Genomic DNA, 15178 nt, shown 5'->3' on the forward strand with positions numbered 1-15178 from the left:
TAGTTATATTTATGTCTTCGTAAAAGTCTTTATTTAAGGATATTATCAAAATATGCTATCGTTTCTGTAAGTCCCTCTCTCAACTGAATCTTAGGCTCCCAGCCCAGTTTTTCTTTAGCCAGGCTAATATCCGGTTTTCGTTGTTTAGGATCATCACTTGGCAAAGGCTTAAATACTAATTTCGATTTAGAGCCTGTTAGTTCCAGTATAAGATTAGCTAGCTCAAGCATAGTGAATTCACCCGGATTACCGGTATTTACAGGGCCTACAAACGAGTCATCAGTAGCCATCATTCTTATCATGGCTTCCACCATATCATCCACATATTGGAAGCTGCGTGTCTGTGTACCATTCCCGTATATGGTGATATCCTCCCCTTTCAGAGCCTGAACTATAAAGTTCGAAACCACGCGACCGTCTTCCGGATTCATCCGGGGACCATACGTGTTGAATATGCGGACTATCTTAATCCTTACCCCGTTCTGGCGGTGATAGTCCATAAATAATGTCTCGGCACAGCGCTTCCCTTCATCATAACAGGAACGTATCCCGATAGGGTTTACATTTCCCCAATATGACTCGGGCTGAGGGTGTACATGAGGATCGCCATAGACTTCGCTTGTCGAAGCCTGAAGTACTTTCGCTTTCAGGCGTTTCGCCAGTCCAAGCATATTGATGGCTCCCATGACGGAAGTCTTAATAGTCTTAATGGCATTATACTGATAATGAACAGGAGAGGCAGGGCATGCAAGGTTGTATATCTGGTCCACATCCACATGAAACGGGTGGACAACATCATGCCTGATCAATTCGAAGTAAGGATTGCTAAGTAAGTGTATGACATTCTCTTTAGAGCCGGTGAAATAATTGTCTAAGCATAATACTTCATTGCCTTCATTAAGAAGTCTTTCGCACAAGTGTGACCCGATAAATCCGGCTCCTCCTGTTACAAGTATTTTTTTTCGAGTCATTAGCTTTTAGTCTATCTTATTGTTTGTAAGTTCGTTTCGGGATACAAAGGAATGAAAAAATACAATGTGTCTGAAATTCTTTAACACTTTATTTACCTGAAACTATTTTCTTTATATCATTTAACTTGTTCAAGGCTTCCATTGGCGTCAGATTATTGACATCCAGCGATTTTATTTCATCTCTCACCTGGCTAAGCACAGGGTCGTCTAACTGGAAGAAACTAAGCTGATAACCTTCCCTGTTTTCTTTAATATCCTTGATAGGCTTAGATATCCCCTGTTTGCGGTTATCCGTTTCCAATTGCTTGAGTATGTTGTTTGCCCGTTTCACAATGCTTTGGGGCATACCGGCCATCTTAGCTACATGAATACCGAAGCTGTGCTCACTGCCACCGGGAACCAGCTTGCGAAGAAAGATAATCCTGTTATCCATCTCCTTGACCGAAACATTGAAATTCTTAATCCGCTTAAAGGATTTCTCCATCTCATTCAGTTCATGGTAATGTGTGGCAAACAAAGTCTTAGCTTTTGCCTTCGGATGCTCGTGAATGTATTCCACAATAGCCCATGCAATAGAAATACCATCATAAGTACTGGTCCCCCGGCCCAGCTCATCAAATAAGACAAGACTACGCGGAGAGAGATTATTCAATATATCGGCAGCCTCATTCATTTCCACCATAAAGGTTGATTCACCCAGCGAAATATTATCAGATGCCCCTACACGGGTAAATATCTTGTCCACCAACCCTATCTGGGCAGATTCGGCAGGGACAAAGCTACCGGCTTGCGCCATCAGTGTAATCAAAGCAGTTTGGCGAAGTAAGGCGGATTTACCGGCCATATTCGGCCCGGTTATAATGATTATCTGTTGCGAATTACTATCCAGAAAAACATCATTTGTTATATACGATTCGCCTAATGGCAGTTGCTTCTCAATGACCGGATGGCGTCCGTTCTTTATCTTCAATGCATCTGTATCATTGATTTCGGGACGGATATACTTGTTCTCCTTGGCCACTTTGGCAAACGACAGCAGGCAGTCGGTCTGTGCAATCAGATTCGCGTTTACCTGTATAGTCGGGATGTATTCTACAAGGCTGAGTACAAGGTCATTAAAAAGAGCAGTTTCGAGGGACAGGATTTTCTCTTCCGCACCCAGAATTTTCTCTTCATAGTCTTTCAGTTCCTGTGTGATATAACGTTCTGCATTTACCAGAGTTTGCTTACGGATCCATTCGGCCGGAACCTTATCCTTGTGCGCGTTCCGTACTTCTATATAATAGCCGAATACACTATTGAAACTTATCTTGAGAGAGGAGATTCCGGTAGCTTCAGTCTCACGTTGTTGTATTTTCAGCAGGTAATCTTTTCCGGAATACGATATATCCCTCAACTCATCGAGTTCTGCGTTTACTCCCTTATTGATCACGTTCCCGCGATTCAGCATTGTAGGCGGATCGGGATGTATTTCCTTTTCTATACGTTCGCGGATAATAGGGCATGGATTGAGCTTTTCCCCTATTTCTCTCAGGCTTGGCTCGCTCGATGCCAGAAATGCCTCGCGTATAGGTTCTATGGCTTTCAATGCTACTTTCAACTGTACTACTTCACGCGGGGTAATTCTGTTTACGGCTACTTTGGATATAATGCGCTCCAAGTCTCCTATCAATGAAAGCTGTTCTTCCAGCAGGCCTTTTAATTCCAGGTCCTTGAAGAAGTATTCAACTACAGACAGCCGGCTGTTTATAGGCTTCGCATCTTTCAGCGGAAATACCATCCAGCGGCGAAGCATACGGGCGCCCATCGGCGATGTTGTCCTGTCCAGAATGTCGAGGAGGCTTTTTCCTCCTTCATTCATGGTAGAAATAAGTTCAAGGCTGCGGACAGTAAACTTATCCAAACGAACGTACTTATCTTCCTCTATCCGCGAAAGCGAAGTGATATGCCCTATCTGTGTATGTTGGGTGACATCGAGGTAATGAAGGATTGTTCCTGCCGCAATTACCCCGTTTGTCAGATGTTCCACGCCGAATCCTTTCAGGTTCTTTGTTTCAAAGTGCTTCAATAACCTGTCTCTGGCAGTATCTTCCGTAAATACCCAGTCATCGAGTTCGAAGATAAAGAAACGTGTTCCGAAATATTCTTCAAATAGCTTTTTTTTGCTCCTTTCCACCAAAACTTCTTTCGGTGAGAAATTGGTAAGCAGTTTATCTACATATTCTTTAGTCCCTTCTGCTACAAGATATTCACCTGTGGAGATATCGAGCAGGGAAATACCACAGCTGCTTTTCGCAAAATGTACTGCACAGAGAAAATTGTTCTCTTTGTGATTAAGGATATTGTCATTAATGGATACCCCGGGAGTGACAAGTTCCGTAATTCCCCGCTTTACAATTGTCTTGGTCAGCTTGGGGTCTTCCAGCTGGTCGCAGATAGCGACGCGCTTGCCTGCCCGCACCAGTTTAGGAAGATAAGTATCCAATGCATGATGAGGAAATCCGGCCAGTTCTACAAATTGTGCCGATCCATTGGCACGCCGGGTAAGTGTAATTCCTGTTATCTCGGCAGCATCGATGGCATCTTGTGAAAAAGTCTCGTAAAAGTCACCCACACGAAACAGCAATATTGCATCAGGATGTTTGCTCTTGATTTCAAAATATTGTTTCATCAACGGGGTTTCGGCTACTTTCTTCGACACAGTTATTATGTTTATTTAGATGTATTCTTTATAGTTAAACTACAAGTAAGCAAAGATAGAAAATAATTAATAATTAAGAATGAAGAATTAATAATTCGTCAGGGCAAACGCATCAAATTGTTCAACTTCTATCGAAGGCCTGTAGGGGCGTATTGCATACGCCCGCATAGCAAAATATCACAATTGGGCGTATGCAATACGCCCCTACATGAGGCTGAAAAACAGCTTTATGAATTTTGATGCGTTTGCTCTAATAATTCGTTTGGTTGTGGCTTCTGTATAAAAGTTGACAAAGTTGACACTTTTCCACTATTTCCGGGCTGTTACTTTTCTTCAAAGAACTCTGTGTTCTCATTTTATTTTTTATGAATAAAGAAACTATCGCAAAGGGGCTAAGCCGTAAAAAGGTAACAAAAGTAACACAAAAAACAATTAAGAAACAACAGTGTCAGCCAATGAAAATTAATAATTCGTTTATTTGTAATTTTTAAAAAACTTGACAATTAGCAATCGCCGAAGCGAAGGCGAGGCAAATCTGACAAACTTGACATCTTTTTCTCCTGTCACTTTTTAAGAACTCCGTGTTACTCTTTTTTCCCTGTGCTTATAATACTTCTCATAAAATCTCCAAAAGGTAACAAAGGTAACACATATTGCATTGTTTTTATTATTACTTTCCTGTCATTATCGTTATTCAAAGAACTCATTTTGGAAAAAGGTAACACCTCTATTTCGTGTAACTTTCTCCAGATATATAGATAAAGTTTTAGATATTTGTGAAATCATATTTCAGTTATTTATATCGAAGAAAAGATTTTTTTAATTTCTTAAAGCTAAGACTCGTGCTAATTATATAATATATTTATAATTAACAGGTTATACACATAATAAAAACAAAAAGTCCCATAACTATACAGAACTTTTTGTTTCTATTCTGAGGACTACTTATTAATTTAATAATAAGAAATACTCCTCCTTATCACCCGATTACTTTATTCTCGCCACATAGGCGCCTCAGTCTGCTTTCTAAGAGAATGAGCCAATCGAAAAACAACATATTAGCTTTATCGAATCCACTCACACCCCATTAGTAGTATATTATACGCCACATTAAGCGACTATCAACGTAGATAGCGGTTACATAGCCTGATGCATCGGTCTCGTACGTGTAGCTCTCGGTTCTGTTGTCTTGTTCATTTATGATGCCGTCGCCGTTAAAATCATGCGTAGCCAACTCTGTCTTGCGGTCGGGCAGATATTTGGACGATTTGCCGAACCAGCCAGCCGAACTAAAGCCAAAGTCGAAACCACTGTCGAACATCATATTTGTCAGATCAATGCTACACGGCTTGTATACGATGTTTAAAGTGTACCAGAAAGTACTAGTATCGAAGGTTTTTACGCAACCATTTTCCCACGTCCAAGTCTCAGATTCGCCGTTCCCATCCTCCTGTTTGGTCAGATAACCATCAGTATAGGTATATTCGGCGTTGTCATTACCATATTCAGGGTCATTAGGATCGCCACTCCAGATAAGACGTGCTACAGTTCCATCATTGTTCAGCGTGGCGGTGGCGATGTCTCCGTCATCGTAGGTCATTACAATCATCTTGTTGTTTGGAAAAGTAAGCACTTGTTCTTCGTCTTCGCTACTCTCCATAATGTATCTCCTCGTTTCTATCTTTGTCAGCCTATCCTGCGCATCATAATTAAAAGCGAATGCCGCCGACAATTCTTCATTATAATACCGTTCCATACGTTTCACCTGTTTTAGCTTCACTGGAAATTTAAAGTTAGCTCCTTGCGGATAAACAGTGAGGTTGGCTATAAAGAGTTGTATATTTCCATTCTCATCCTTTTCCGCACCATTTTCTGTCTTGCGTTCCGAAGGTAATCTTTCTATCGCTTCACTCAAGGAATAGCCTTCCAATAACCCGTACATCAATATATTGCCCGTTTTTTTTCCGATAGAGTTTGTTTCGTCCCACCCTACAACTGCTTGGGCGCCTGCATCTGCAAACGCTTTTCCGAAGTGATCCGGCTTTTTCAAACCCTCGCACGCTGTAAAGTAAACTAATGAATTTGGAAAGTGATTATCGGTTTGCACATAATATTTTTTTATATAATAGTCTGTTATGCCATAGTAATTCACAGCCACTTCTTTACCACCACGATATTCATTGATAGTACATTCAAATTTAGATTTTGAATTAGAGGAATTTCCCGGTTCTTCTCCTGTTACTATTACAGAGGAATAATCATCTATGATGCCGCCGTGCGTAATTATATAAACCACATCGAATTCGCTCAACCGTGTCAGTGCGAAGTCTGCCGTAAAATCTTTGCCGTTTACTTCCGTAACGTCCCAGCCTGCCGATTGAAAAGCAGTGTGCAAATGGCTGATACTGTCTTTGTACACTTTACGTGACTCGTCATTGTATTGCTGATTGATAAGGCAAACTTTGGGCGGAGTACCTCCAGAAGAATATGTCTGCGCTGTCTTGTACAATCCGGACAAAGTATATGACTTGTTAGATGCATTAGCGGCAGGTTCCTGACTTTCTTTAGGCGTTTTCAACCACATGCGTATTTCGCCGTTTGTAAATTCGATGGTAAGGCTTCTTTCCGACGTTTCCACATGCTCCACGCCTTCCTTACTTTTATATTCCTCCGCAAGCTTTTTAAATTCAGCTACAGGATTCTCACTCAGTAACGCGTTGTTGGCTTCAGGGGTTATCTCTTGGATTATCTCCTCTATTTGCTCATCGGTGGGCAGCGAGGGTGTTTCATCTTTGGAGCAGGAAACAAAGCCTGCCGTTACCATACTTACCGCGAGCAGTAAATAACAACATTTCAAAATTACTTTTTTCATCTCATTAAATCCCTAAGTTTGTGTCGGGCGCAACCTCTAAAAATAATATATTACTATAAAATAAAATGAGGTTGCAATAATAATGTTTGTTTGAATCGCTCGCTCATTTTGTTTTCGCAAACCGTAACCCTTATTCTCATAAGCCGACAAAAACAAAGAGGCGTGAAACTGTCCGTTAATTGCTTATTTTCAAATCCCGGCTCTACCAAAACCTTTTCCTCAAATAAGCACGAACAGTTCACGCCCTATGAGCGTGAACCTTCGCAACCTTATTCTCGAGGAAATTTTTTGGTAGAATTTCGGATTTGAGAGAATAAGAGCATAAGCTCAATTATATGTTGTTAATATGTTATGTTTCTACTCGTACACTCCTTTCTTTTATGTTTTAATTCGGTATAAAGATATAATATTTTCAAGAAATTCAACATGATAAGTTCAAAATCCAAAAAAAAATACCAATTTTATTAGCATAAGTTTGGTGTATTATGCTAACGTAGTTTTTTCGTCCTTTTTAGATCCGGGGAAAACACAAAAAGAGATTAGAGTGAATTTTCACCCCAACCTCTTTTTGTTACCTTTTTTAAGATTCTTTTACAGCTTCTTAAAGCTAATACTCATCCTCGTTGAAAAAGAAATCTTCCTTGCTCGGATAATCCGGCCAGATATCTTCGATAGTATCAAAGATTTCATCCTCGTCCTCGATCTCCTGTAAGTTTTCTATCACTTCCAGGGGTGCGCCTGAACGTTGAGCATAGTCTATTAGCTCTTCCTTTGTTGCAGGCCATGGCGCATCTTCTAATTTCGATGCAAGTTCTAAAGTCCAGTACATAATATCTTAGTTTTATTTATTTGCCAGTTTGGTTATATTTTTCGCAAAAATATAACTTTATTTCTTATATCAAAGTCTGATTCCAAAATATTTCTTTTCCTTTCTTATTACTCTCCTTCCTGGCTAGTAAGAAAAAGTAGTCTGAAAGCCGGTTTACAAACATTAGCACGTGTTCATCGACCGGAAATTCTTCCTTCACCCGGTATATACAACGCTCGGTCCTCCGGCAGACTGTCCGGCATATATGAGCCCGTGATGCCGACTCACTCCCTCCCGGTAGTACAAACTGGCGAAGGGGTGGCAGTTCGCTGTCCATCCTGTCCATTTCGTTTTCCAGCAGCGCAATATCTTTTTCTGTAATTATACTTGCTGCTTTGGGAGGTATTGCTTCGGTTTCCGTGGCAAGATATGAACCTACCGTAAACAATTTGTGCTGAATATATGATAATGTTTCCAAATCGTGCTCATCGTCTATCTCTTCTGTCAGAAATCCAACAAAAGAATTCAGTTCATCGGCAGTCCCATAGGCTTCGAGCCTGACATGGGATTTAACTACCCGTTTTCCCCCCACAAGGGAAGTTGTTCCCTTATCTCCGGTTTTAGTATATACCAAGCTTTTTTTCATTTATCAATGATATGTTTAGATAGTAAATACGAATGCTGATCCGCTTTATTGTCTTGCCAAACGAAAATCTCTGACGCTATTTAAAAACTGATCTGATAATTCCATTTGTACAGCTGTTTGTCGAAAAACAAAATTCCGGTATTAAACAGATCGAGTACAGCTGTCCGCGACTCTATATTTAAAATACTTCTCCATAACATCTGATAGCGTTTGTTTGTTCGGATACCTTTCACAATAATGAATGTTTTTTCATGTGACAGTTCCATCAAGTACTTATTTATATCCGCAGGCAGATGATTATAATTGTTGAGGTCTATCAATATACAGTCCTGTTTATCGGCTAAAACAGGCAATTCTTCTTTCGTGTACAAATTTATCTTTCTTGGCCAGTTATGATGCAACTTCCGGGCCAACGCTGCTTTTTGTTCCGATATTTCGACACATGTACATTCTATACTCGAAGACGGCGCAGTCAGACAAAGGGTGTTGACTCCAAAGCCGGAACCTATTTCCAAAACGCGTTTCACCTCGAAATGATTGGCCAGCTTAAACATCAGCTTATTCTGTTTATTTAGCTTAAAATGTTTTTCCGTCAGGCTGTCGAGCGCGAATTTTATATCATCATAAGCGTGATAAGGCGCTTTTTCTTCTATTACCTTTGTCACCAGATTGAATACAAAGGGAGAATGTATGCCATGTCCCCGGTGATGGCGTACTTTATATAATAATTTCAATCCTGTCCTTGAAAGTTTGTATATGCGCGGCATATCAGAATAGCTTAACGTAGTAGGTCAACTTAACAGAAATAACCCTGTTGGCAGAGCGGTTGAAAAAATCAGATTTACTGTTTTTGTAAATATCTCCAAGGCCGAATGTATAGCGGCCTTCTAATGCAAAATGGCCGATACCCGACCTGAATTCGAGCCCCATGCCTGCCATAAGGGCATAGTCTATCTTTCTTTCGGCTTTACGATAGTACTGATATGTCATAAAAGAAGTACCCAGATCGCCACCTGCCAGTGCGTCGGAGAGCGCCTGATTCATCTTTTCGCTGTCACTGAGGAGGAAGCTTAGCTTGGGCCCCAGATTGAAGAATACACGTACCTTATTACCAAAGTAGATATGGGTAAGGATAGGTAGTTCCAGATAATTTAATTGATGGGAATGCTCGTATGGGGATGGTACTCCCGTTTCGCTCGGCTCAAAGTATTGTTCCCACCCTTGTTGGGAATAGTTCAGTTCGGCTATAAGCCCCAGATTCTTTTCGGTGATATAGCGTATAGCAAGTCCCCCGGCATACTGCTGGAGGTTTTTAGTGCTTATAGTTCCCCCGTAATTGAGCGCCCTGTTAGGGTCGAAGCTAACAGATGAAAGCGTGGGACCGAACCCGACACCTATATTCCACTCAGGTTCGAACTTTTTGTTCTGTCCGTTTACAACAACGGTAAAGAGTGACGATAAGAATAATAGGATAAAGAATCTGTTTGTCATTTTTTATCTGCTGATATCTGTTTTTTCAATGCCTGACTCTGTTTTATACCGGATAAGATATAATCCGTTGTTGATAAATCCTCCCCTGTCGTTTACGCGTTGGAAGTGTGCAGCAGATTGCAGGGTTGGAACTTTAAGGTTAGATATACTGTTCTCAAAGCCACTGCCGTATCTGTTGAGGGCTGTAAGGAAGTAAAGTCCTGCATCGTATCCCAGATAGCCGTATTTAGGGTATGAATTTATAAGGTTCTTATTGTACCATTTTTTGTATTCACCTGCAAAGTCTTTGACATCATTCTGTTGCTCATCGAGGAAGAATATGCTGTAAATGTAAGAATCATATTTATGCAGCCCGCTTGTATGCTGCGAATATGTCTGCCATTCGGGATAGCCGAACAGGGTTACCGCGTCTGTAGTAAGCGAATTCATTGCAGCCAGCATTTTGCGCAAAGTGATTTCTGATGAGGAGGTAGGGATCAGTATGTTCTTTTTTGTACCTTCCATCACATTCCTTATATCTGTAATCAGGTTGTCGGAGCTTGCAGTAGATTTGAACGGTATATTCGACTTTGACAGTTCTTTTTTCAGGATGTTCATAAAATCAGATTTATCATTATCGGAACCGGCTTCGGATACGAAGATTATATTATAATCCCTGAACTTGTCCTTGAATGCATCTGATATTTCAGAGTACAGGCTGGAGTGGGATGTGGTCATCTGAAATAAGGTAGGTGTATTTTCGATGTCATTTGTGGAACCGAAAGGTATAACATATTTAATTCCTGTTTTTTTAGAAAATTTGGTCAATACATCTATTTGTTGTTTAGACACACCTCCTATCACAAGATGTAGATTCTTCATTTCGTTTGTACCCAAAAGGCTCTCGAGCTTCTTTGTATTTTTTTCGGCACCAATGTCGAATGCATATATTTCGGCATTCAGCCCCTTGCTTTTCATCTCCTTAACGGCCAGCAGGAAGCCTTCATAATATTCAGCCAGCTTTTCTTTCTGGATACTGCCGTTCTTGTCCAGGAAAGGGAGCAATACTCCTACGCGTACTGTTTCACCTTTTGTTGCATAAGGAGTCTCTACACGTACAGCCTTTTGCCCATTACCGGTCATTCTCGGCTCCTGTATCTGTCTTTTGGGTATGATCAATGTCATTCCGTCTTTCAATCCACCGTCTTTCAACGAAGGATTTGAGTTCAGGAGAGCTTCTACGGATATGCCTTGATTTCTGCCAATACTGTATAACGTTTCTCCTTTCTGTACTTTATATTCCATATTCGGGCTTGCATATCCTCCGTTTGTTGCAGTTGAAGATATAACTGTGGTTTCACCTGTAAACATAGGTATCCGGATAGTCTTACCCTTACTGAATGTCTTTTCGTCCAACCCCGGATTCGCGTCTTTGAGGTCGTCTACAGATATATGATACATCCGCGATACGGAATAGAGCGTTTCTTTCGATTCAATCAGATGGCTGCTGTAGTTTGTCACTTTCCTCACTCTCTCTATTTTCAGCTTATCTCCTGTCTTTATTCCCTTTTCGGCCTTCGGGTTCAATTTGTAAATAGATTGCACAGTGGTGTTATACGCAGCGGCTATGGAGTATGCAGTCTCTCCTTTCACTACAGTATGTGTGATAACAGCATCCGGTGCCTGCGCAGTAGTAGAGACACCCGCTATATTCAAATCATTATATCCTTCAGCAGACAAGTTCAATGCAGATGCAGCTAACAGAATCAATGACAGGAACAGTATATTCTTAAATTTAGATTTCATGCTGATTGTTGTTAAGTAAAGGCACAAAAATACAAAAAAATGGCTTCGTATTCAGATATAACGTTTTTTATTAGTCTTTGTTATTTATATTTTTCCCATAATCCGGAATATACGATTTCCCGGCAGTTGTCAATAAACTGCTGCATATTCTCATCCGTAAGGTCGTCCGTCGAAATTGGTTCATGGACGATCAGTTCGAGTTTGCATGGATTGATGAGGTATGTGTTTATCTTCATCAGGTCGAATGGCCCGTTTACTGTAACAGGTACGACCGGCAGGCCCATTTCTTTTGCAATAACGAATGCTCCGCGTTTGAACCGCCCCATTTTGCCTGTATTTGTTCTTGCTCCTTCGGGGAATATTACCATCGAAGAACCTTCTCCAAGCTGCTCTTCAGCTTTGATAATAGTTTCTTTCCTCGACTTCAGATTCGACTGGTCCACAAAAACATGGCCTGCAATCTCCGAAGCCTTGCCTACAAACGGTATTTTGCGTAACTCCTGTTTCTGAACCCATTTTATATTCTGGTTCAGATACCCGTATATAAGGAAAATATCGAAAGCACCCTGATGATTAGGTACAAATACATACGATTGGTCTGGGTCGAGTTTCCCGTGGCGTACCACCTTAATCCTGCATAAGGCCAGTCGGCATGCCAGTTTACTCCAAAGGCGCGGCGGATAGTAACCCCAAAACGTCCGGTCACCTATAAGACAGCCAATCATTACTGTGACAGCTGTGATAATAGTCGCCAGTACAAATAGGGGGGCGAAGATGAACAACTGGTACAGAAAGAGAATAACTTTCTTCATAATCATGATATTCTGGTTCAATATGCAAAAATACATTTTTTAATTAAGAGTCTGTTTAAATTTTTTCCACGAAGTGGTTACGGATACAAACAGTCTCTCAAAAATATTAATTTGACTCTGATATACCGGATATTGCATTTGGTATGCGATATAAAGCATTTCGTCTCTTTTTCCAAAAGCACTTTCCGGCACGCTTTATCTTCGCAGTATAAATAATCGGAATCAAATAAATATTAAATCAATAAAAGCAATTATTATGAAAAAGCTAATTTTAACTACCATCGTTCTTTGTTTCGCAACTATTACTATGAGTGCCCAAATCCGCTTCGGGGTAAAAGCCGGAACTAACCTTTCGAATCTGTATGTAAGCGGGAATAATCAGGGTATAAATTCGGACCAGTATAAGGCAAGGGTAAGTTATCACTTCGGAGGTATGATGGAGTATTCATTATCAGATATATTTGCAATACAGCCCGAACTGATGTATACAAACGGAGGAGCGAACCTGAAAAAAGAGAATTCATTCGGGATGTCGGATGGACATATAACGCTGAATTCCGTGCAATTGCCTGTAAACCTGAAAGCTTCATTCGGATTGGGCGATAAAAAGATATTTGTATATGGAGGACCTTATCTGAGCTATAATATGTATGGCAAAGCAAAAGGGAAAATAAATGGCAAGGCAGAGGATACAGAAATATTTTCGAAAGGTTCTGATATGAAACGCTGGGACTATGGAGTGGGTATAGGAGTCGGTATAGAGATAAATAAACTTGTGTTGAGCCTGAATAATCAAATAGGCCTTGCCGATATCAATGGGGCGGAAGGCAGTAAGATGAAGTCGGGGAATATTTCTTTGTCAATAGGATACTTTTTTTGATAATAATAATCAAATTGTAAAAGCAGGGGTAATAATGATTACCCCCTGCTTTGCTTTTTCATAAAATTGTACATATTTTCACCAAATAGTTAATAGGCACTATTTCAATATATAACTGCATAATTCTTATTACCTTTGGAATTCCGAAAGATACAGAACGATGGATTTCAAATTAACTTCTTACTACAACCCCACCGGAGATCAGCCTGCTGCAATTGCGGCCCTGTCGGAGGGCATTTTACAGAATCTTCCTTCACAAACATTGCTTGGAGTAACAGGCTCCGGAAAAACCTTTACGGTCGCTAATGTTATCCAGAATGTGAATAAGCCCACTTTAGTACTTAGCCATAACAAGACTCTGGCAGCCCAGCTATACAGTGAGTTTAAGACTTTTTTCCCTGACAATGCAGTCGAATATTTTGTCTCTTATTATGATTATTATCAGCCCGAGGCATATATTCCTTCCACAAATACATATATAGAAAAAGACCTTTCGATAAACGAAGAAATAGAAAAACTCCGGCTGGCAACGACTACATCTTTGCTGTCGGGCCGGCGCGATGTTATAGTGGTATCATCCGTTTCCTGCCTTTATGGTATGGGAAATCCGGAGGACTTTGAGAATTCGACCATCTCTATACATGTCGGTCAAAAACTTGTGCGTGATGTGTTTTTGCGTGCGTTGGTGAGTGCGCTGTATTCCCGTAATGAAATTGAGCCAAAAGCCGGAAATTTCAGGGTAAAGGGCGACACTGTCGATGTGTTTCTTGCCTATGGAGACCCTATAGTGAGGGTAGTATTCTGGGGAGATGAAATAGAGAGTATAGAATGCCTCGATCCTCTGAGCGGAGTCAAGATAGATAAGTATGACGATTTTCGTATCTATCCTGCCAACCTTTTCGTAACTACTAAGGACCGTATGGTGAGAGCTATTGCCGAAATAGAGATAGACCTCGGACGTCAGGTCGATTTTTTACAGTCGATAGGTAAGCAGCTGGAGGCAAAACGGCTTTATGAACGTGTAACATACGATCTGGAGATGATCCGTGAAGTAGGACATTGCTCCGGTATAGAAAACTATTCCCGCTATTTCGACAACCGTAAACCGGGTACACGTCCGTTCTGCCTGCTAGACTTCTTCCCTGAGGATTTTATGCTCGTAATAGACGAGAGCCATGTGACCATTCCCCAGATACGGGCAATGTACGGTGGAGACCACTCCCGTAAAGAGAATCTGGTAGAGTATGGTTTCCGTTTACCTGCGGCACTGGATAACAGGCCTCTGAAATTTGAAGAATTCGAATCGCTTGTACCTCAAACGATATATGTAAGCGCCACTCCTGCCGATTATGAACTGATGAAATCGGAAGGTATAGTCGTTGAGCAATTGATACGCCCTACAGGCTTGCTCGACCCTCCTATCGACGTTCGCCCAAGTCTTAACCAGATAGACGACCTGATGGAAGAAATACAGACACGGGTGGATAAGAACGAGCGTACGCTTGTCACCACGTTGACAAAGAGGATGGCAGAAGAATTAACAGCCTATTTGCTAAACAATGGGATGAAGTGCAGCTATATCCATTCCGATGTGGATACGCTGGACCGTGTGCAGATAATGGATGACTTACGCAGCGGGGAATTCGATGTATTGGTAGGGGTAAACCTGTTGCGTGAAGGACTCGACCTGCCCGAAGTATCGCTTGTTGCGATCCTGGATGCGGATAAGGAAGGTTTCCTGCGTTCTCACCGCTCTTTGACACAGACTGTGGGGCGTGCTGCCCGTAACGTAAACGGAAAAGTGATCTTCTATGCGGATAAGATTACGGAAAGCATGGAGAAGACCATAAACGAGACCAATCGCCGTCGTGAGATACAGATGGCTTACAATAAAGAACACGGCATCACCCCACAGCAAATACGCAAGGCGCGTACCTCTGTATTCAGCCTGCGTAAAGAGGAACAATTCTCGGTGAAATCGTATACTCAGGATTCATCTATTGCGATAGCATCGGAAGACAAAATACAATATATGACCAAAGACGAACTCAAAAAAGCGATCGAAAAAGCACGCAAGCAGATGTCTGCTGCCGCTAAGAAACTCGAGTTTTTGGAAGCTGCCCAGTTTCGCGATCAGGTGATTAAACTGGAAGATGAATTGAAGGCGAAAAAATAGTATTCGAAATTCATCTTAAAGGTGTTCTAAGCTGCA

General features: G+C 41.2%; 11 protein-coding genes. 2 read left to right on the forward strand and 9 right to left on the reverse strand.

All coding sequences use genetic code 11. The features are described from left to right. Positions 1-29 precede the first annotated feature (29 nt). From IR083_RS09470 to IR083_RS09510, 9 genes are all read right to left on the reverse strand, one after another. Positions 30-971: a UDP-glucuronic acid decarboxylase family protein gene (locus IR083_RS09470; RefSeq protein WP_194224108.1), complete on the reverse strand. Its 942-nt coding sequence runs from the start codon at positions 969-971 to the stop codon at positions 30-32. 88 nt (positions 972-1059) lie between these two features. Continuing rightward, positions 1060-3642 carry a DNA mismatch repair protein MutS gene (gene mutS / locus IR083_RS09475; RefSeq protein WP_185095964.1) on the reverse strand — a complete coding sequence of 861 codons (2583 nt, stop codon included), beginning with the start codon at positions 3640-3642 and terminating at the stop codon, positions 1060-1062. Positions 3643-4759: 1117 nt separating this feature from the next. Further along, positions 4760-6544, reverse strand: coding sequence for a DUF4595 domain-containing protein (locus IR083_RS09480; RefSeq protein WP_194224109.1), 1785 nt, complete (start codon positions 6542-6544; stop codon positions 4760-4762). 607 nt (positions 6545-7151) lie between these two features. Continuing rightward, positions 7152-7373 carry a DUF2795 domain-containing protein gene (locus IR083_RS09485; RefSeq protein ID WP_006800744.1) on the reverse strand — a complete coding sequence of 74 codons (222 nt, stop codon included), beginning with the start codon at positions 7371-7373 and terminating at the stop codon, positions 7152-7154. A gap of 64 nt (positions 7374-7437) precedes the next feature. After that, a complete protein-coding gene (locus IR083_RS09490; RefSeq protein WP_006800743.1) occupies positions 7438-7998 on the reverse strand; it encodes a cob(I)yrinic acid a,c-diamide adenosyltransferase in 561 nt (186 codons plus the stop codon). A gap of 80 nt (positions 7999-8078) precedes the next feature. Further along, positions 8079-8765, reverse strand: a complete 687-nt coding sequence (locus tag IR083_RS09495) for a class I SAM-dependent methyltransferase (RefSeq protein WP_194224110.1) — start codon at positions 8763-8765, stop codon at positions 8079-8081. Position 8766: 1 nt separating this feature from the next. Continuing rightward, entirely contained in the window at positions 8767-9489 is a 723-nt protein-coding gene (locus IR083_RS09500) for a porin family protein (protein WP_194224111.1), read from the reverse strand. A 3-nt stretch (positions 9490-9492) separates the two neighbouring features. Then, positions 9493-11274: a LysM peptidoglycan-binding domain-containing protein gene (locus IR083_RS09505; RefSeq protein WP_194224112.1), complete on the reverse strand. Its 1782-nt coding sequence runs from the start codon at positions 11272-11274 to the stop codon at positions 9493-9495. 80 nt (positions 11275-11354) lie between these two features. Beyond that, positions 11355-12086, reverse strand: a complete 732-nt coding sequence (locus tag IR083_RS09510; protein ID WP_044216538.1) for a lysophospholipid acyltransferase family protein — start codon at positions 12084-12086, stop codon at positions 11355-11357. A gap of 256 nt (positions 12087-12342) precedes the next feature. Here IR083_RS09510 and IR083_RS09515 point away from each other — a divergent pair, with 256 nt between their 5' ends. Then, positions 12343-12966, forward strand: coding sequence for a porin family protein (locus tag IR083_RS09515; protein ID WP_194224113.1), 624 nt, complete (start codon positions 12343-12345; stop codon positions 12964-12966). A 160-nt stretch (positions 12967-13126) separates the two neighbouring features. Continuing rightward, on the forward strand, positions 13127-15142 hold the full coding sequence (gene uvrB, locus IR083_RS09520; RefSeq protein ID WP_006800737.1) for an excinuclease ABC subunit UvrB: 2016 nt from the start codon (positions 13127-13129) through the stop codon (positions 15140-15142). Positions 15143-15178 lie beyond the last annotated feature (36 nt).

The sequence above is a fragment of the Dysgonomonas sp. GY75 genome (assembly GCF_015234155.1).
Classification (GTDB): Bacteria; Bacteroidota; Bacteroidia; order Bacteroidales; family Dysgonomonadaceae; genus Dysgonomonas; species Dysgonomonas gadei.

What these genes read in the sequence shown, in the direction of transcription:
- IR083_RS09495 (WP_194224110.1), bottom strand. Translation starts at nt 8,765, where the DNA reads ATGCCGCGCATATACAAACTTTCAAGGACAGGATTGAAATTATTATAT.
- IR083_RS09480 (WP_194224109.1), bottom strand. Translation starts at nt 6,544, where the DNA reads ATGAAAAAAGTAATTTTGAAATGTTGTTATTTACTGCTCGCGGTAAGT.
- IR083_RS09490 (WP_006800743.1), bottom strand. Translation starts at nt 7,998, where the DNA reads ATGAAAAAAAGCTTGGTATATACTAAAACCGGAGATAAGGGAACAACT.
- IR083_RS09510 (WP_044216538.1), bottom strand. Translation starts at nt 12,086, where the DNA reads ATGAAGAAAGTTATTCTCTTTCTGTACCAGTTGTTCATCTTCGCCCCC.
- mutS (WP_185095964.1), bottom strand. Translation starts at nt 3,642, where the DNA reads ATGAAACAATATTTTGAAATCAAGAGCAAACATCCTGATGCAATATTG.
- IR083_RS09505 (WP_194224112.1), bottom strand. Translation starts at nt 11,274, where the DNA reads ATGAAATCTAAATTTAAGAATATACTGTTCCTGTCATTGATTCTGTTA.
- IR083_RS09515 (WP_194224113.1), top strand. Translation starts at nt 12,343, where the DNA reads ATGAAAAAGCTAATTTTAACTACCATCGTTCTTTGTTTCGCAACTATT.
- IR083_RS09470 (WP_194224108.1), bottom strand. Translation starts at nt 971, where the DNA reads ATGACTCGAAAAAAAATACTTGTAACAGGAGGAGCCGGATTTATCGGG.
- IR083_RS09500 (WP_194224111.1), bottom strand. Translation starts at nt 9,489, where the DNA reads ATGACAAACAGATTCTTTATCCTATTATTCTTATCGTCACTCTTTACC.
- IR083_RS09485 (WP_006800744.1), bottom strand. Translation starts at nt 7,373, where the DNA reads ATGTACTGGACTTTAGAACTTGCATCGAAATTAGAAGATGCGCCATGG.
- uvrB (WP_006800737.1), top strand. Translation starts at nt 13,127, where the DNA reads ATGGATTTCAAATTAACTTCTTACTACAACCCCACCGGAGATCAGCCT.